The following is a 16,901-nucleotide window of genomic DNA, read 5'->3' on the forward strand; positions in this document are numbered from 1 at the left end:
TCAGTACGCGAGCGCGCGGTCGACGGCGTCGAGCACACGGTCCAGGTCGGGCAGGAAGGACTCCTCGACCCGGGACGGCGGGTAGGGCGCGTAGTAGCCGCCGACCCGCAGGACCGGGGCCTCCAGGTGGTAGAAGCACTTCTCGGTGAGCCGGGCGGCCAGTTCGGCGCCCATGCCCAGGAAGACCGGCGCCTCGTGGACGACGATGCCGCGGCCGGTGCGCTTCACCGACTCCTCGAGGGTGGCGAAGTCGACCGGGGTGAGCGAGCGGAGGTCGACGACCTCCAGGTTGCGGCCGTCCTCCTCGGCGGCCGCGGCGGCCTCCTGGCAGACCTTGACCATCGGGCCGTACGCGATCAGGGTCGCGTCGGTGCCCGGGCGGACGATCCGCGCGGAGTGCAGCGGCAGGTCGGAGCTGTCGCCGACCTCGCCCTTGTCCCAGTAGCGGCGCTTGGGCTCCAGGAAGATCACCGGGTCGTTCGAGGCGATCGCCTCGCGGAGCATCCAGTGCGCGTCGTGCGCGTTGGACGGGGTGACCACCTTGAGGCCGGCGGTGTGCGCGAAGTAGGCCTCGTGCGACTCGCTGTGGTGCTCGACGGCACCGATGCCGCCGCCGTACGGCATGCGGACGGTGATCGGGAGCTTGACGTGCCCGAGCGAGCGGGCGTGCATCTTGGCGAGCTGGGAGACGATCTGGTCGAAGGCCGGGTAGACGAAGCCGTCGAACTGGATCTCCACCACCGGGCGGTAGCCGCGCAGCGCGAGGCCGATCGCGGTGCCCATGATGCCGGACTCGGCGAGCGGGCTGTCGATGACCCGGTCCTCGCCGAAGTCCTTCTGCAGGCCGTCGGTGATTCTGAAGACGCCGCCGAGCTTGCCGATGTCCTCTCCCATGAGGAGGGTCTTCGGGTCGCTCTCCAGCGACTTGCGCAGCGCCTCGTTGAGCGCCTTCGCGATGCTGAGTCGCTCTGCCATCAGTTCTGCTCCCCGCCCTCGAAGGAGGCCGCGTAGGCCACGTACTCGGCCCGCTCCTCGTCCACCAGCGCGTGCGGTTCCGCATAGACGTGGTCGAAGATCAGGGTCGGGTCCGGGTCGGGCATGGAGCGCACGCCCTCGCGGACCCGGAGGCCGAGCGCGTCGCTCTCGGCCTCGACGCCGGCGAAGAACGCGTCGTCGGCGAAGCCCTCCTTCTCCAGGTGGGCCTTGAGGCGGGTGATCGGGTCCTTGGCCTTCCAGGCCTCGGTCTCCTCGGAGCCCCGGTAGCGGGTCGGGTCGTCGGAGGTGGTGTGGGCGCCCATGCGGTAGGTGAACGCCTCGATGAGGACGGGACCGTTGCCGGAGCGGGCGTGGTCGAGCGCCCAGCGGGTCACGGCGAGGCAGGCGAGCACGTCGTTGCCGTCCACCCGCACGCCCGGGAAGCCGAAGCCGGAGGCGCGGCGGTAGAGCGGGATGCGGGTCTGGTTGGTGGTCGGCTCGGAGATCGCCCACTGGTTGTTCTGGCAGAAGAAGACCACCGGCGAGTTGTAGACCGAGGCGAAGGTGAAGGCCTCGTTGACGTCGCCCTGGCTGGAGGCGCCGTCGCCGAAGTAGGCGATCACCGCGTCGTCCGCGCCGTCCTTGGTGATGCCCATCGCGTACCCGGTGGCGTGCAGGGTCTGCGCGCCGATCACGATGGTGTACAGGTGGAAGTTCTTCTCGTTCGGGTCCCAGCCGCCGTGGTTCACGCCGCGGAACATGCCGAGCAGGTTCAGCGGGTCGACGTCGCGGCACCAGGCCACGCCGTGCTCGCGGTACGTCGGGAAGGCGTAGTCGCCGGGGCGCATCGCACGGCCGGAGCCGACCTGCGCAGCCTCCTGGCCGAGCAGCGACGCCCACAGGCCCAGCTCGCCCTGTCGCTGCAGCGAGGTGGCCTCGGCGTCGAACCGCCGGACCAGCACCAGGTCGCGGTAGAGCGCGCGCAGCTCCTCGGGGCTGGTCGCCAGCGGGAAGTCCGGGTGCTCGACCCGGTCGCCCTCCGGCGTGAGCAGCTGGACGAGCTCCGGCGCGGCGCCCGTGCCTGCGCGGAGGTTGTCAGGGACGCCGGGGGCGGCCTTCTTGCGCGCCCTCGCCGTGCTTTTGACGGTCACGTTCACTCCTCGGTCTGTCCGGCCGCCCGGGGTCGCCGGTGACCGGTCCGGTCACCTCCGGGCAAAGCGCGCTGGGTGTGCGCACCGGCTGCTCGGCAGGTGGTGATCCTTCTCCGACGGCGTCCCTCACGAGAACGTTACCCAGCGGCGCCCCTTGGCGCGCTTGCGCTAGGACGTCCTACTTGTTCCTGTCCGAGAACCACCGGTGTGGTGCGGGTCTCGGCTCGGTGGCCGTCAGGACACCAGCGCACGGTATCCGGGCAGAGCTCTCCGCGTAAGGGGGTAACGGGCATCGATTCGGTGTCTCCCGTTCCCGGCTGTCCCTTGGGGAGCGGCCGGGAGCAGGGATTTCGACACGGTGGCGTGGAAGGATTCCCCCATGACAGGAAACGGACATATCAGGGTATTCCTCCTCGACGACCACGAGGTGGTGCGGCGCGGCGTACACGACCTGCTGTCCACCGAGGAGGACATCGAGGTGGTCGGCGAGGCCGGTACGGCCGCCGAGGCGCTCGCCCGGATCCCCGCGGTCGAACCGGACGTCGCGGTGCTCGACGTCCGGCTGCCGGACGGGAACGGGGTGGAGGTCTGCCGCGAGGTCCGCTCCCGGGTGCCCGGGGTGCGCTGCCTGATGCTCACGTCCTTCTCCGACGACGAGGCGCTGTTCGACTCGATCATGGCGGGCGCCTCCGGGTACGTGCTGAAGGCGATCCGCGGCACCGACCTGATCGCCGCCGTCCGGGACGTCGCGGCCGGCCGCTCGCTGCTGGACCCGGTGGCCACCAGCCGCGTCCTGGAACGGCTGCGCGAGGGCGGCGGCAAGGAGGACGAGCGGCTCGCCCAACTGACCCGGCAGGAGCGCCGGATCCTCGACCTGATCGGCGAGGGGATGACCAATCGGCAGATCGGCAATGAACTCCACCTGGCCGAGAAGACGGTGAAGAACTACGTCTCCAGCCTGCTCGCCAAGATGGGCATGGAAAGGCGCACGCAGGCGGCCGCGTACGTGGCCCGGAACCTCCCGCCCGGTGCGAGATCAGACGGCTGACGATCTGTCAACCATGCCTTCACGACCTCATTACGCTCTCTCCGTGATTACCGGCCCGGCCTCCCCGCCCGATCTCCGCGGGGACGGCACCCTGTCCCTCCTGCTCCCCTCCGCCCGCCGCGCCCGGCCCCACCGGCCCGCCGCCGCACCGGCCCGCCCGGACCTCTCCGCCCCGCCCGTGGGCACGCTCAGCCCGCCCGTGGCGCACGCCGCAGTGGCGGGCGTGCTCCGCCGCTTCGGCACCGCTCCCGCGGTCGCCGTCCGGCCGGTGGCCGAGGGCCTGCTGAACCGCGGCTACCGCGTCACCACCACCGAGGGCCGCTACTTCCTCAAGTGCTACGTCGACCGGGCCACCGCCTCCCGCACCGCCGTCACCGCCCAGCACCGGGCGACCACCGCCCTGCACGCCCGCGGACTGCCGCTGCCCCGGCCCCTGCCCGCCGCCGGCGGGGACACCGTCGTCGCCCACGACGGCCGGCTGTTCGGCCTCTACCCCTGGGTGGACGGCGAGCACCCGCACGGGACGGCGCTCGACCCGTCGCAGTGCGCGGACCTCGGCGCGCTGCTGGGCCGGCTGCACGGCGCGCTGGCCGAGGTCTGCGCCCCGGTGCGCCAGCCCGCCGGGCGGCTCGCCGCCGATCCCGACGAGACCGGACGCCTGGTCGGCGACCTGCGCCGGCTCGCCCGGCAGCACCGCCCGCACACGCCCTTCGACGCACTGGCCGAGGAGCACCTCGCGGAGCGGCTCGACCTGCTCGCGGCCCACCGCGACCGCCGCCCGGCCCCGGCCGACGCCCCGCCGACCGGCTGGACGCACGGCGACTTCCACGGGCTCAACCTGCTCCACCGGGGCGGGGCGGTCGCCGCCGTCCTGGACTGGGACAAGCTCGGCCTGCACCCGACCGCCGAGGAGGCCGTCCGGGCGGCCACCCTGCTCTTCAACGACCGGCGGACCGGCGTGCTGGACCTCTGCCGCGTGCGCGCCTACAGCAGGGCCTACCGGGCCGGGACGGCGGCCGGGCCGGGCGAGCTGGCCGCCGCCGTCCACCGGGTCTGGTGGGAGCGGCTGAACGACCTCTGGATGCTGCAGTGGCACTACCAGCGCGGCGACCACCGCGCCGACCCGCTCTTCCCCGCCTCGGCCGGCCAGCTGCGCTGGTGGTGCCAGGAGTACGAGCAGGTCCTGGACGCCTTCACCAACTGACGGGGACCCCCGTCAGTTGCCCGCCCCGGCGGGGGGCGTCGACGCCCCGCCGCCCGAGGTCGGCGTGGACGTCGGCGTCGACTTGGTCTCGGTCGGCGTCGGCGTCGACTTGGTCTCGGTCGGCGTCGGGGACGGCGAGGAGGTGTCGGTCGGCGAGGCCGACCCCGTCGGGCTCGGGCTGCCGGTCGGCGAGTGCGAACCGAAGGTCGGCTCGGTCGGCCGGGTCGTGCCGCTCTGCGTGTGGGTCGGCGGGGCCGAGGTCGGCTGCTCGGTCGGCTGGGTGGTGTCCGCGGGGGCGGTGGTCTGCGTCTGCTGCTGGGTCGGCGTGTTGCCACCGCCGCCGCCACCGCCGCCACCGGTCAGGGCGAGCCCGATCCCGACGCCGGCCGCGACCAGCACGGCCAGGATGCCCAGCACCCAGCCCCACGGGCTGCGCCGGTCGTCCGGCTCGTAGTCGTCGTGGCCGCCGCCGTAGCCGGTGTCGCCGTCGTAGCCCTGGTTCCCGTAGCCCTGGCCGCCGTAGCCCTGGCCGCCGCCGGTCGGCGGGTAGGGCCGGGACGGCGTCTGGTAGGGCGAGGTCACCTGGAACGGCAGCGCGGCCGTCGGGTCCGCCGGGTCGGTGCGGCCGATCGGCTCGGTGACGGCGGTGCCGCCGTTGGGCGTCCCGTCGGACCCGGGCCGGCCGTTGCCGTGGCTGCCCTGGCCTGCCGCGGCCAGACCGGCCGCGGCGGCCGCAGCGGCGGCCGCGCCTGCCGCGTAGCCGGCGCCCTGGGCGCCGTGCATGGTGCGCAGGGCGTGCTGGACGTGCGCCCGGAACTCGTCGGCGGTCTGGTAGCGGTCGTCCGGGTTCTTGGCCAGCGAGCGCAGGACCAGGTCGTCCAGCTCGGCCGGCACCCGGCCGTTGGTCCGGGACGGCGGCACGGGGTTGTCCTGGACGTGCTGGTAGACCACCGACAGCGGGGTCTCGCCGGTGAACGGCGGGCGCAGCGCCAGCAGCTCGTACAGCATGCAGCCGGCCGCGTAGAGGTCGGAGCGGTGGTCGACGGGCCGGCCGAGGGCCTGCTCGGGCGACAGGTACTGCGGGGTGCCCATGACCATGCCGGTCTGGGTCATGGTGGTGGCCGCGCCGGTCAGGGCGCGGGCGATGCCGAAGTCCATCACCTTGACCGCGCCGCCGCTCGTGATGATCACGTTGGCGGGCTTGATGTCGCGGTGCACGATGCCGTGCTTGTGGCTGTAGGCGAGCGCCTCCAGCACCCCGGCGATGATGATCAGCGCCTGGTCGACCGGCGGCGCCTCCTCGTCCACCAGGAGCTCGCGGACCGTCCGGCCCTCGACCAGCTCCATCACGATGTACGGGGTGGAGTCGCCGTCCAGCACCTCCTCGCCGGTGTCGTACACCGCCACGATCGAGTGGTGGTTGAGCGCGGCGACGGCGTGCGCCTCGCGCGTGAACCGGAGCCGGGCGATCTCGTCCTCGGCCAGGTCCGCGCGCAGCAGCTTGACGGCGACGGTCCGGCCGAGCCGGACGTCCTGTGCGGAGAACACCTCGGCCATGCCGCCGCGGCCGAGCCGGCCGGTGATGCGGTACCTGCCGTCGCCGACGGTGCCGAGCACGGCCTTGGTGCCACGGCCCGGGGTGTGCCCGAGCGGCGGGCCCGACACGACCTTCGTCTCGGCGGTCTCCGGCTCCCGTCCCGTCGTCTCCTCGGTGGAGGCCTGGACGTCCGCGTCCTCGCCGTCGCCCGGTCGATCGGTCTGTGCCATTGCTCCTCGCCCCGGGCGGCCGCTCGGCGTGCAGTCGCCCTGTCGGTTACGTCCTGTGAAACGCTACCGCTTCGACACGGTCACCGTGGAACCTGCGGCCGGGGCCGCCGTCCGGGGGTGGCCTACTTCCGGCCGTCCTGCGGCAGCTCCAGCACCACCGAGGCGGTGGGCGACAGCGGCGCGCTGCCGTAGCCGGTGCCCTTGTTCTTCTCGCCCTGGGCGGCCGCGATCAGCACGATGATCACGGCGAGCACGATCACACCGACGATCACACCGACCACGACCAGCGCCGTCGAACAGCCCGCGTTGCTGTTCCCCGGCTGGGGCTTCGCCACGAACGGACCCGGCTGGGCCGGCATCGGCCCGGTCGGGTGCATCTGCTGCGGGAAGGGCTGCGGGGTCTGGTACGGCTGCGGGGCCTGCGGGAACGGCTGCGGGGTGTGCGCCTGCTGCGGGAAGGGCTGCGGCGTGTGCGGGGCCTGCGGGAACGGCTGCGGCGTGTGCGGCGTCTGCACCTGCGGGTACGGCGGCGGGGTGCTGGCCTGCGGCTGGTAGGGCTGCTGCACCTGCGGGGCCGGCGTGCGGATGTCGCCGGTGACCTGCGGGAAGTTGGTCAGCGACGGCGCGGCGTGCACCGAGCGCGGGCCTTCGCTGATCACCAGCGGCGTCGAGGCCTGCAGCGGCGAGCTGGCGGCCTGCGCGGTGGACTCGACCCGCTCGACCTCGTCGCGCATCGCCTCCGCGGTCGGGAAGCGGTGCGCCGGGTCCTTGCGCAGCGCACGCTCGACCAGTGCGTCGACCGCGGGCGTGACCGCCCGGTTGATCGTCGACGGCGCCGGCGGCGGCTCCTGCACGTGCTTGTACGCGATGGAGAAGGCCGAGTCGCCGTCGAAGGGCAGGCCGCCGGTCAGCAGCTCGAAGAGCATGCAGCCGACCGAGTACAGGTCGGAGCGGGCGTCGACGCTCTTGCCGAGCGCCTGCTCGGGCGACAGGTACTGCGGGGTGCCGACCACCATGCCGGTCTGAGTCATGGAGGTGACGCCGGACTGCAGCGCGCGGGCGATGCCGAAGTCCATCACCTTGACGATGCCCTTGGTGTTGACCATGACGTTGCCGGGCTTGATGTCGCGGTGGACCAGGCCCTGGTCGTGCGAGGCCTCCAGCGCGGAGAGCACCGCGGCGGTGATCTTCAGCGCCTGCGCGGTCGGCATCGCGCCGTGCTGCGCGATCGCGTCGTTGAGCACGTCGCGCAGGGCCTGGCCCTCGACGTACTCCATGACGATGTACGGGGTGGCGGCGCCGTCCGCGGCGACGTCCTCGCCGCTGTCGTAGACCTGCACGATGTTGGTGTGCTGGAGGCGCGCGACGGCCTGCGCCTCGCGGCGGAAGCGCTCCTTGAACGAGGCCTCCCGGCCCAGCTCGGTGTGCAGGGTCTTCACCGCGACTTGGCGGTCCAGCACCGTGTCGTACGCCAGGTGCACGGAGGCCATGCCGCCCTGCCCGAGCAGGCGCTGCAGCACGTACCGACCGTTGCCCAGGGCGTGGCCCTCGACCGTGGTGCCGTCCTCGCTCATGTCCCCCTGCTTCCAGGTGTCGTCCGGGCGTGCCCGGTGCACGGGCCCGCGCCGCCGCAAGCCCCTGCCGGCGGCGCGGCGGCCGACGGCAGGGGCCCAGGGTATCGGCTCGCGCCGACGTGATCGGGTGCAGGGGCGCAGCTGTGTCCGGGCTGCAACGCGGTTGCCGAACAGCTGCGACAGACGGCCGCTACAGGTACGGGCCCGAACGGATGCCGCGGCCCGGGCCGCCCTCCTCCTCGCCCGGTTCGGCGCCGTGCAGACCGGGCGGCAGGGCGCGCCGCATCTGCTCCAACTGCGCCCGGGCGGCCATCTGCTGGGCGAAGAGCGCGGTCTGGATGCCGTGGAAGAGCCCCTCCAGCCAGCCGACGAGCTGGGCCTGGGCGATCCGGAGCTCGGCCTCGGTGGGGATGCTGTCCTCGGTGAAGGGCAGCGAGATCCGCTCCAACTCCTCGACCAGCTCGGGCGCGAGGCCGAGTTCGAGCTCCTTGATCGAGCTGGCGTGGATGTCCTTGAGTCTGGCCCGGCTGGCCTCGTCGAGGGGAGCCGCCCGGACCTCCTCCAGCAGCTGCTTGATCATGCTGCCGATCCGCATGACCTTGGCCGGCTGCTCGACCATCTCGGTCACCGGCAGCTCGCGCGGCTCCCCCTGGTCGTCGGCCCGGCCGAAACCGCCCGGGACGGCGCCGACCGGCATCCCGTCCGGGCCCACGATCAGCACCTTCGGCGTCTCGTCCGGCTGCCCGCCCGACGCCTCGACGGTCTGCTGCAATGAGCGCTCGTTCATCGGGTTCGTCATGAAGGGCATTCTCCCTCACCGGCGTTCGGTACGGGGAACGGCTGCGGATCTTGTGCGGGCGCGGTCCGCGGTCGGCGGGCGGGCCGGATCAGCCGCGGCGCAGCTTCACCCCGACCAGGCCCAGCCCGAGTCCGATCAGGGTCAGCCCGGCGCCGAGCGGGAGTTGACGGGTGGCCGGGTCGGACCAGCGCAGCGGGGCGGCCAGGTCGGCGGCGGCCTGCGGGACGGGGGCGGCGGCGGTGACGGAGGGCTGTCCGCCGGCCAGGTCCGCGGAGGCGTCCGGGGTGGCCGGCCGGGCGGCCGTGGTCGGCGCGCTCGGGGTGCGAGGGGCGTGGGCGGCGTGGCCGAGGACAGCGGCGGACTGGGTGCGCCCGTGCGGGCCGCGGCCGGGCGCGGCGGCGGCCGCGGGGCTCGCGGTGGCGTCGTCCTGCCCGGTGGCGGGGCCGGCGGCCGCGGTCGACGGGTCGGCGTCGTCGCAGTCGTCCCCGTTCTCGGCGTCCTGGGCTTCCGGCGAACCCGGCGAACCCTGGGCGGGCCCCGCCTGCGGCTCGGGGTGGCCGTCGGCGGTGGGCCGGCCCGGGCCCGCGGAGGTGCCTGCAGTGGATCCGGCCGCCCCGGCCGAGGAGGCGGGGGCGGCCGGCGCGGTCGGTTCGGGGACGGACGCCGGGGTGTTCGCCGGCGGCCTGACGGGGAGTCCGGACGCGCCGGAACCCCCCTGGGCCGAGGGCAGTGCCGCTGCGGGTGCCGTCACCTCCGGCAGGGCCGAGACGGCCTGTTGGACGGCCTGCTGCGCGGCTGCTCCGACCTGGCTGCGGGCCGCCGCGGAGGCCCCGGCGTCGTCCGCCGAGGCGGGCATGGCGAGCAGCACGGGGAGGGCGAGCCCTGCGCCGGCGAACGCCGCCCGGCGGCAGCCGGCGGGGAGCGCGGAGGAGAGAGCACGGAACGCGTACGGAAGTGCAGCCACGGCGGGAAGTCCTTCCGACGGGCGGCCGCGGCGGAACGCGGTCGGCGGCGGGACAGCTCCGAACCAGACTCACACATTCCGACAAACCGGGCATTTCGTACGCTCACTCCCTGTGTCCGTCCTGGCCGGCGCCACGGTCAGCGCAGTCGGAGCACCACCTTGCCGACGTGCTCGCTCCGCTCGATCAGCCGGTGCGCCGTCGCGGCCTCCTCGACCGGCAGCACCTGGTGCACCACCGGCTTCACCACGCCGGACTCCACCAGCGGCCACACGTGCTCGCGGACGGCGGCGACGATGGCCGCCTTCTCGGCGACCGGCCGGCCGCGCAGGTTGGTCGCCGCGACCGCGGCCCGCTTGCGCAGCAGGGTGCCCAGGTCGAGCTCCGCCTTCACCCCGCCCTGCAGGCCGATGATCACCAGCCGCCCGTTGACGGCCAGCGCCTCGACGTTCCGCTGCAGGTACTTGGCGCCCATGATGTCGAGGATCACGTCCGCGCCGGCCCCGCCGGTGAAGTCCCGGACGGCCGCCGTGAAGTCCTCCTCCCGGTAGTCGATGCCGAGGTCGGCGCCCAGCTCCGCGCAGCGGGCCAGCTTCTCCGCGCTGCCCGCGGTGACCGCCACCCGGGCGCCCACCGCCTTGGCCAGCTGGATCGCCATGGTGCCGATGCCGCTCGCCCCGCCGTGCACCAGCACGGTCTCGCCCGGACGCAGGTGGGCCACCATGAAGACGTTCGACCAGACCGTGCAGGCCACCTCCGGCAGCGCCGCCGCCTCGTCCGCGGACAGCCCCTTCGGCACCGGCAGCAGCTGGCCGACCGGCACCACGACCCGCTCCGCGTAGCCGCCGCCGGTGAGCAGCGCGCACACCTCGTCGCCGACCGCCCAGCCGGCCACGCCCGCGCCCAGCGCGGCGATCCGGCCGGCGCACTCCAGGCCCGGGTACGGCGAGGAGCCGGGCGGCGGGTCGTAGAAGCCCTGCCGCTGCAGCAGGTCCGCGCGGTTGACGGCGGTCGCGGCGACCTCGATCAGGACCTCGCCCTCGGCGGGCTCGGGATCGGGCACCTCGGCCCAGGTCAGCACCTCGGGCACGCCCGGCTGGGGAATGGTGATGGCTCGCATGGCCGCCACGCTAGCCGCGGCCCGCGCGGCCCTCGCGACCGGCCCGCCGACGGAGCCCGCCCTCAGCCGAGGTTGACGCCCCGTCGGACGGTGATGATCCGGTCGGTGAGCTGCAGCACCGCGGCCTCCGGGTCGGTGAAGTTCAGCAGCCGCCGGCCGCGGACGACCGAGACCACCAGGTCCGCGCACTCCCGCGGGGAGCGGCCCGCCTCGGCCCTGGTCACCGGCCGTTCGACGAGGTCCAGCCCGGAGCCGACCGTCAGCAGGTCCTCCATGACGGCGCCGGCGTGCGGGCTGAGGATCGACATGCCGAGCAGCCGGCCCGCCGAACTGGAACTGGTGACCACCACGTCCGCGATCACGACCTTCTCGGCGCGCGGCAGTTCGGCCCGCATCAGGGTGTCCGAGCGGGTCGCGTCCCCCAGCACGGCCGTCAGGCCGTCCCGGCCCGCCTGGTCGATCGCCTTGCGCTGCGGGTCGACGACCACGATCGACTCCTTGCGCAGCCCCTGGCCGAGCAGCGCGGTGACCGCACTGCGGCCCTTGGTGCCGTAGCCGACGACGACGGTGTGCTCCCGCACCGGACCTCCAGCGGCCTGCCGACTGAGGACGGCACCGCCCGGGCCGCCGCAGGCGACGATACCGCCGCCCCGACACCACGGGCCGGACGCGCCGACCACCCGTGACCGGCACCTTCCGCCACGTCCCGGCACCGGACCGGCCCCGCGCGGCGGTGGCCCCGCGGGGCGCCGCCCCGCCATGCTGGTGCCCGTGACCCAAGGCACCCAGTCCCCCGGCCCCGACGGCAGACTCTCCCGGCTGCGCGCCGGCCGCGCCTCCCGCGCCCGCGAGGCCGAGGTGGGCGGCGGCCGGGTCTTCCTGCCGACCAGGACGCCCCCGCCGCCGATCCGCCAGGTCTCCCGGCGGCTGCTGCTGGCCCTCGCCGTCCTGCTCGCCACCACCCTGATCGTCTGGCTGGACCGCGACGGGTACCACGACAACGCGGGCGGCCCGCTGGACCTGCTGGACGCCGCGTACTACGCCACCGTCACCCTCTCCACCACCGGCTACGGCGACATCACCCCGGTCAGCGACGCCGCCCGGCTGACCAACATCTTCGTGATCACCCCGCTGCGCGTGCTCTTCCTGATCATCCTGGTCGGCACCACCCTGGAGGTGCTCACCGAGCGCACCCGCCAGCAGTGGCGGATCGGGCGCTGGCGCTCCACCGTCCGGGACCACACGGTGGTGATCGGGTACGGCACCAAGGGCCGCAGCGCGGTCGGTGCGCTGCTCGGCCAGGGCATCGACCGGGGCTCGATCGTGATCGTCGACCCGCAGGCCCGCACGGTCGAGCAGGCCACCATGGACGGGCTCGCCGGGGTGGTCGGCGACGCCACCCGCACCGACACCCTGCTGCGCGCCGAACTGCCACGGGCCGCGCGGGTGGTGGTGGCGCCGGAACGGGACGACACGGCCGTGCTGATCACCCTGACCGCGCGCCAGCTCAACCGCTCCGCGACCGTGGTGGCGGCCGTGCGGGAGGACGAGAACGCGCCGCTGCTGCGGCAGAGCGGCGCGGACGTGGTGGTCACCAGTTCCAGTTCGGCGGGCCGGCTGCTCGAGAGCGCGGACCTCGTGCTGGCGGTCGTCCGCGGCCGACGGCTGCTGAACTTCACCGACGAGGAGGCCGCCGTGCTGAAGCCCACCGACCGGCTGATCGTCATCCGGGACGCCCGCGGCCACGCCTGACGCCGTACCGGCCCCGGGTCACGGCAGTTCCAGCACCTCCGCCCGGCCGCCCGCCGGAACACCGCCGGGCGGCACCACGGCCACCGCCTCGGCGAGCGCCAGGCCGCGCAGCATGGCCGGCCCGTCGAAGCGCAGCGGCACCAGCCCGTCGCCGGTCCGCACCACCGGCACCAGCCGGGTGTCCGCCGGGTGGCCGGGCAGCCCGACCGCCGCGGTCCCGGTCCGGGTCGGCGGCTCGGCACGGCCGGCCAGTGCGTCCAGCAGCGGCAGGGCCAGGGTCAGTGCGCCCGCGGCCGCGGCCAGCGGGTTCCCGGGCAGACCGACCAGGTGCCGACCGCCGGGCAGCGCGGCGAGCAGCATCGGGTGCCCGGGCCGGACGGCGACACCGTCGACCAGCAGCCGGGCGCCCGCTTCGGCCAGCGCGGCGTGCAGGAAGTCGGCCGGGCCGGCCGCCGTGCCGCCGGTGGTCACCACGACGTCGGCCGGCGAGTGCCGCAGCGCGTCCCGCAGCAGCGCCCGGTCGTCACCGACCCGGCGCACGCCGATCTGCTCGGCGCCCGCCGCGGAGAGCCAGGGCGGCAGCAGCGGGCCGAGCGCGTCCCGGACGAGACCCGGGCCGGGCACCCCGGAGTCGAGCAGTTCGTCGCCGAGCAGCAGCAGTTCGACGGTGGGCCTCCGGCGCACCGCCAGGACGTCGTGGCCGGCCGCGGCGGCCAGCCCGAGCACCGGCGCGGTGACCCGGGCGCCGGCGGGCAGCAGGGTCTCGCCGCGGCGGCACTCCTGGCCGCGCGGACGGACGTCCTGGCCCGGCCCGACCTCGCCGTGCAGCAGCCCCTGCACCGTCCGGCCGTGCTCGCGGCGGAGCACACCGGTGGCGCCCGGCGGCAGCTGCGCGCCGGTGGCGATCTCGACGGCGGTGCCGTCGGCCAGCGGGGCGGGCGCGGCACCGGCGAGCAGCCGCCCGGCCGGCCGCCAGGGGCCCGGCCCGGCGACGGCCCAGCCGTCCATGGCGGAGGTGTCGAAGCCCGGCAGGTCGGTGACGGCCGCGAGCGGCTCGGCCAGGGTGCGGCCGAGCGCGGCCGCGAGCGGGACCCGCTCGACCGGCAGCGCGGCGGTCGCGGCCTGCCGGGCCGTCCGCCGGGCCTCCGGCCAGGGGCTGTCGTGCACCGGCCGTCCGGTGCGGGAGTGGTCCACGTCGGCGAGCGCGCCGGTCACACCTGCTCCGGCGGCTGCTGCGCGACCCACCGCTCGGCGAGGGCGGTGACCCGGGCGGTCGCCGCTGCGACCTCCTCGGCCCCGCCGCCGCGGGCGGCCGCCGCGTAGCCCACCAGGAAGGCGGTCAGCGGTGCGGCGGGGCGGGCGACCCCGTGCGCGACCACCCGGGCGAGGTCCAGCAGACCGGGCACGTCGACCTCGAAGTCGATCCCCAGTTCGGCGCCGGCCTCGGCGATCCAGTCATCCAGCGTGCGCTCCATGGCCCCATGCTGCCCGATCCCCGCGCCCGCGGCGGTGCCGCGGTCGTGTGCGGCGCGGGTCGGTCTGCTCACCGGCCGCCGGCGGGGGCGGTGAGGGTCACCGTCCGGCGCGCTCGCGCAGCTCCCGGTCGCGGGCCCGGGCGAGTTCCTCCCAGGTGTCGCAGTCGTGGGCGGCGGCGTCGGTGTCGGCCAGCCGGACGGTGCGCAGCGGCGCGGTGAGCCGGCGCAGCGAGCGGCCGTCGGGGCTGCCGAGGGCGGCGAGCGAGGCGCGCAGCGCGGCCGTCCGGTAGGCGCCGGCGAGCGGCTGGTCCCGGCCGTCCGCGTCGACCAGGACGGCGGCCTCCGCCGCGGAGTCGTCGAGGGCTCCGAGCAGCCGGTGCACCGTCCGGCCGTCCAGGAAGGGCAGGTCGGCGGCGAGCAGCAGCACCCGGTCGGCGGTCACCGCGGCCAGGCCGGCGGCGACGGCGGCGACCGGGCCGCCGCCGGGCGGCTCCTCGCGGGCCCAGTGCACGGGGCGGGCGACGGCGCGGGCGGGGCCGACCACCACGGTCGTGCGGGCGTCCGCGCAGGCCGCCAGCACCCGGTCGAGCAGGGTGCGGCCGCCCACGTCCAGACCGGGTTTGTCGGCGCCGCCGAGCCGGCTCGCGGCGCCGCCGGCCGGCACGATCACGTCGAAGACCGTCATGCCGCCAGTATCCGCCGCACGGCGGGCCGTCCGGGAGGGCCGGGCGGACCTGCGGGGCCGGAGGGGCTCAGTCCTCCTCGACGATCTCCGCGTCGACGATCTCGGCGTCCTCGGCCGGCGTGGTGTTGGCCGCGGCGCCGAGGTCGAGGATGACGGGCAGGGTGAGCGCGCCGTACCGCTCGTTCACCGCGGCGGCCAGGGCCTCCGGGTCGTGCGGGTGGGCGGCCAGGGCGCGGTCGAAGTCCTGCAGGTACTCGCCGGTGAAGGCGAGCACCCGCAGGGCGTCGTCGTCGGTGCCGGGCGCCCGGTGGCCGGCGACCACCCGCTCGGCGCCGAGGTCGGCGATCCGGGCCAGGTTGTGCGCCCAGTCGATCCGGCGGTAGGCGTCGGTGTCGGCCGTCCAGACGTGGGTGCCGTTGTAGACGAAGTCGCCGGCGAGCACGGTGCGGATGCTCGGGACGTGCACCACCGTGGAGCCCTCGCAGTCGCCCTGGCCGAGGGCGAGCACCCGGATCGGCTGGCCGTCGATCATCAGCGGCTGCGGCAGCAGCGGCGCGGGCAGCAGCGGCTGGTCGGGGATGTCGTCGCCGTAGACGGGCTTCCACTCGGCGACCTTGGCCGCGGCGGTGCGGGCGATCCCGTCGACCACCGGCGGCGCCGCCAGCAGCTGCGCCTCGGGGAAGAGCCGCAGCACCTCCTCGGCGCCGAAGTAGTGGTCGGGGTGGCGGTGGGTGACCACGATGGCGAGCAGCCGGCGGCCCTTGCCCGCGATCCACTCGGCGAGCTCGCGGCCGGCGCTGCGGGTGAGCTGGGCGTCGACCAGGATCGCGGTGCCCTGGCCCATGATCAGCACGGAGGTCGCGAAGAAGGCGCTCTCCGGGCCGGTGAAGACGTCGATCTCCAGCGGCGGGTGCCCCGGCCCGGGGGCCGCGCGGTGGGGTCCGGCGGTCTCGTCGGGCGGGTTGGGCGTCACGTCGGCTCCCTGGTCGGCGGGGCGGCCCGGCGGACCGCTCGTTCGTACCAGCTTGGTCGGTGGGGGTACCGATCGCCGGTCAGGCGCGCCCGGGCGGGTGGAGCGGGGACCGCCCGGGCGCGGGCCTCAGGCCGCGACGGGGCTGCCGACGGCCTCGGCACGGGCCGCGGCGTCCACCAGGGCCTGCGCCTTGGAGGCGTCCGCCTGCTCGACGAAGCCGGCCAGCGCCGGGTTGACCCGGGCCAGGGTGAACTCGGGCACCACGAAGTCGACCTCCAGGCCGAGCATGCCGGTCAGCACCTTCTCCAGGTACGTGGTGACGAACTCGAAGCTCTCGCGCGGGGTGCCGGGGCCGTACGCGCCGCCGCGGGAGGCGACCACGGTGACCGGGGTGCCGGCGGCGGAGGGCTGCTCGCCCGCGCTGCGGCCGATCACGATCACCTGGTCGAGCCAGGCCTTGAGGGCCGACGGGATCGTGAAGTTGTACATCGGGGTGCCGATGACGACGGCGTCCGCCTGCTCCAGCTCGACGACCAGCCGCTCGCGCAGCGCCCAGGCCTCCTGCTGCTCCGGCGTGCGGTGCTCGGCCGGGGCGAAGGCGGAGGTGATGGCGGCGGCGTCCAGGTGCGGCACGGGCTCGGCGGCCAGGTCGCGGTAGATCACGGTGCCGCCGGGGTTGGCCGCCTCCCAGGCCTCACGGTAGGCCGCGGAGACCTCGCGGGAGACGGAGCCCTCGGAGAGCGCGGACGAGTCGATGTGCAGCAGCGTGGGCATGGCGATGCCTCCATTTCGGAAGTTACTGCAGCGCCGTGCGCTGCTTCCGCAACAGTAGCAGCTTACTTTTCTATAGTCACTTGCCGCGGGGCAGTACCCTGGACGGCATGGCGCAGGAAACAGCACCGGCACACACGGCCTGCACGGGGGCGGACGCCGCGATCACCCGTGTCTTCGCCCTGCTCGGCAAGCGCTGGACGGGGCTCGTGGTCGCCGTGCTCAGCCACGGTCCCGGCCACTTCTCCGAGCTGCGCCGCGCCATCCCCGGCATCAGCGAGCGGATGCTCTCCGACCGGCTCACCGAGCTCGGCGAGGCCGGCCTCGTCCTCCGCGAGGTCGACGAGGGCCCGCCGCTGCGGGTCCGCTACCGGCTCACCGAGTCCGGCGCGGCGCTCGGACCCGCCCTCACCGAACTGCGCGCCTGGGCCGAGCGCTACCTGCCCCCGCCGGGCGGCTGCGGGTGACGGCCCCGGGAACGACGGAGCGCCCCGCCGCGGTGCCGAGCTGACGCTCGGCGGTCCGCGACGGGGCGCTCCCGTCCCCCGGAGGGTTACTTCGTCTTGTTCTTGCCGGTGATCTTGTCGAGGCGGGAGGTGATGCCCCAGGTGGTGACGCGCCAGAGGGCCTCGACGACGATGTTGC

At 75.1% G+C, this 16,901-nt stretch carries 15 protein-coding genes and 2 pseudogenes; 4 read left to right on the forward strand and 13 right to left on the reverse strand.

The features are described 5' to 3' along the window. Both IE98_RS0131030 and pdhA read right to left on the reverse strand, forming a co-directional pair. Positions 1 to 975 carry an alpha-ketoacid dehydrogenase subunit beta gene (locus IE98_RS0131030; protein WP_030274712.1) on the reverse strand — a complete coding sequence of 325 codons (975 nt, stop codon included), beginning with the start codon at positions 973 to 975 and terminating at the stop codon, positions 1 to 3. Further along, positions 975 to 2,126 carry a pyruvate dehydrogenase (acetyl-transferring) E1 component subunit alpha gene (gene pdhA, locus IE98_RS0131035; RefSeq protein ID WP_030274714.1) on the reverse strand — a complete coding sequence of 384 codons (1,152 nt, stop codon included), beginning with the start codon at positions 2,124 to 2,126 and terminating at the stop codon, positions 975 to 977. The genes IE98_RS0131030 and pdhA overlap by 1 nt, the downstream gene beginning before the upstream one ends. Positions 2,127 to 2,505: 379 nt before the next feature. Here pdhA and IE98_RS0131040 point away from each other — a divergent pair, with 379 nt between their 5' ends. Together IE98_RS0131040 and IE98_RS0131045 are read left to right on the forward strand one after the other, a co-directional pair. Next, positions 2,506 to 3,174, forward strand: a complete 669-nt coding sequence (locus IE98_RS0131040; protein WP_030274715.1) for a response regulator — start codon at positions 2,506 to 2,508, stop codon at positions 3,172 to 3,174. 43 nt (positions 3,175 to 3,217) lie between these two features. After that, entirely contained in the window at positions 3,218 to 4,378 is a 1,161-nt protein-coding gene (locus tag IE98_RS0131045) for a phosphotransferase enzyme family protein (RefSeq protein ID WP_324605818.1), read from the forward strand. 12 nt (positions 4,379 to 4,390) lie between these two features. Here IE98_RS0131045 and IE98_RS0131050 read toward each other — a convergent pair whose 3' ends face one another. From IE98_RS0131050 to IE98_RS43355, 6 genes and pseudogenes are all read right to left on the reverse strand, one after another. Then, the gene (locus tag IE98_RS0131050; protein ID WP_078661439.1) at positions 4,391 to 6,145 is read right to left on the reverse strand and encodes a protein kinase domain-containing protein; all 1,755 of its coding nucleotides are present in this window, start codon (positions 6,143 to 6,145) and stop codon (positions 4,391 to 4,393) included. 122 nt (positions 6,146 to 6,267) lie between these two features. Further along, positions 6,268 to 7,719 carry a protein kinase domain-containing protein gene (locus tag IE98_RS0131055; protein WP_078661440.1) on the reverse strand — a complete coding sequence of 484 codons (1,452 nt, stop codon included), beginning with the start codon at positions 7,717 to 7,719 and terminating at the stop codon, positions 6,268 to 6,270. Between the two features lie 190 nt (positions 7,720 to 7,909). Then, on the reverse strand, positions 7,910 to 8,518 hold the full coding sequence (locus tag IE98_RS0131060) for a proteasome activator (protein WP_030274723.1): 609 nt from the start codon (positions 8,516 to 8,518) through the stop codon (positions 7,910 to 7,912). An 88-nt stretch (positions 8,519 to 8,606) separates the two neighbouring features. Continuing rightward, positions 8,607 to 9,482 carry a hypothetical protein gene (locus IE98_RS0131065; protein WP_030274724.1) on the reverse strand — a complete coding sequence of 292 codons (876 nt, stop codon included), beginning with the start codon at positions 9,480 to 9,482 and terminating at the stop codon, positions 8,607 to 8,609. 137 nt (positions 9,483 to 9,619) lie between these two features. Then, positions 9,620 to 10,600: an NAD(P)H-quinone oxidoreductase gene (locus IE98_RS0131070; protein WP_030274726.1), complete on the reverse strand. Its 981-nt coding sequence runs from the start codon at positions 10,598 to 10,600 to the stop codon at positions 9,620 to 9,622. A 62-nt stretch (positions 10,601 to 10,662) separates the two neighbouring features. Further along, positions 10,663 to 11,194, reverse strand: a pseudogene (locus IE98_RS43355) (NAD-binding protein); the annotation flags it as partial. Positions 11,195 to 11,419: 225 nt separating this feature from the next. Here IE98_RS43355 and IE98_RS0131080 point away from each other — a divergent pair. Beyond that, complete coding sequence (locus IE98_RS0131080) at positions 11,420 to 12,352, forward strand: potassium channel family protein (RefSeq protein ID WP_043175554.1); 933 nt, start codon at positions 11,420 to 11,422, stop codon at positions 12,350 to 12,352. 18 nt (positions 12,353 to 12,370) lie between these two features. Here IE98_RS0131080 and IE98_RS0131085 read toward each other — a convergent pair whose 3' ends face one another. The 5 genes and pseudogenes from IE98_RS0131085 to IE98_RS0131105 form a co-directional block, all read right to left on the reverse strand. Then, positions 12,371 to 13,546: a molybdopterin molybdotransferase MoeA gene (locus tag IE98_RS0131085; RefSeq protein ID WP_052391212.1), complete on the reverse strand. Its 1,176-nt coding sequence runs from the start codon at positions 13,544 to 13,546 to the stop codon at positions 12,371 to 12,373. Positions 13,547 to 13,563: 17 nt separating this feature from the next. After that, positions 13,564 to 13,845 (reverse strand): annotated as a pseudogene (locus tag IE98_RS50225) (DUF6457 domain-containing protein); the annotation flags it as partial. Positions 13,846 to 13,924: 79 nt separating this feature from the next. Next, positions 13,925 to 14,512 (reverse strand): NTP transferase domain-containing protein, encoded by a 588-nt coding sequence (gene mobA, locus IE98_RS0131095; RefSeq protein WP_052391202.1) that lies wholly within the window; start codon positions 14,510 to 14,512, stop codon positions 13,925 to 13,927. 67 nt (positions 14,513 to 14,579) lie between these two features. After that, positions 14,580 to 15,485, reverse strand: a complete 906-nt coding sequence (locus IE98_RS0131100; RefSeq protein WP_052391203.1) for an MBL fold metallo-hydrolase — start codon at positions 15,483 to 15,485, stop codon at positions 14,580 to 14,582. A 126-nt stretch (positions 15,486 to 15,611) separates the two neighbouring features. After that, positions 15,612 to 16,259 (reverse strand): FMN-dependent NADH-azoreductase, encoded by a 648-nt coding sequence (locus IE98_RS0131105; protein WP_030274740.1) that lies wholly within the window; start codon positions 16,257 to 16,259, stop codon positions 15,612 to 15,614. Positions 16,260 to 16,366: 107 nt separating this feature from the next. Between IE98_RS0131105 and IE98_RS0131110 the strand changes: the two genes are divergently transcribed. Next, positions 16,367 to 16,723, forward strand: a complete 357-nt coding sequence (locus tag IE98_RS0131110) for a winged helix-turn-helix transcriptional regulator (protein ID WP_030274741.1) — start codon at positions 16,367 to 16,369, stop codon at positions 16,721 to 16,723. The last annotated feature ends 178 nt before the right edge of the window (positions 16,724 to 16,901 follow it).

Origin of the sequence: Streptomyces sp. NRRL B-24484, assembly GCF_000717715.1 — a bacterium.
In the GTDB taxonomy this organism is placed as follows: domain Bacteria; phylum Actinomycetota; class Actinomycetes; order Streptomycetales; family Streptomycetaceae; genus Kitasatospora.

Coding starts and splice junctions, on each gene's coding strand:
- IE98_RS0131030 (WP_030274712.1), bottom strand. CDS start 975: ATGGCAGAGCGACTCAGCATCGCGAAGGCGCTCAACGAGGCGCTGCGC.
- IE98_RS0131040 (WP_030274715.1), top strand. CDS start 2,506: ATGACAGGAAACGGACATATCAGGGTATTCCTCCTCGACGACCACGAG.
- IE98_RS0131050 (WP_078661439.1), bottom strand. CDS start 6,145: ATGGCACAGACCGATCGACCGGGCGACGGCGAGGACGCGGACGTCCAG.
- IE98_RS0131055 (WP_078661440.1), bottom strand. CDS start 7,719: ATGAGCGAGGACGGCACCACGGTCGAGGGCCACGCCCTGGGCAACGGT.
- IE98_RS0131060 (WP_030274723.1), bottom strand. CDS start 8,518: ATGACGAACCCGATGAACGAGCGCTCATTGCAGCAGACCGTCGAGGCG.
- IE98_RS0131070 (WP_030274726.1), bottom strand. CDS start 10,600: ATGCGAGCCATCACCATTCCCCAGCCGGGCGTGCCCGAGGTGCTGACC.
- mobA (WP_052391202.1), bottom strand. CDS start 14,512: ATGACGGTCTTCGACGTGATCGTGCCGGCCGGCGGCGCCGCGAGCCGG.
- IE98_RS0131105 (WP_030274740.1), bottom strand. CDS start 16,259: ATGCCCACGCTGCTGCACATCGACTCGTCCGCGCTCTCCGAGGGCTCC.
- IE98_RS0131110 (WP_030274741.1), top strand. CDS start 16,367: ATGGCGCAGGAAACAGCACCGGCACACACGGCCTGCACGGGGGCGGAC.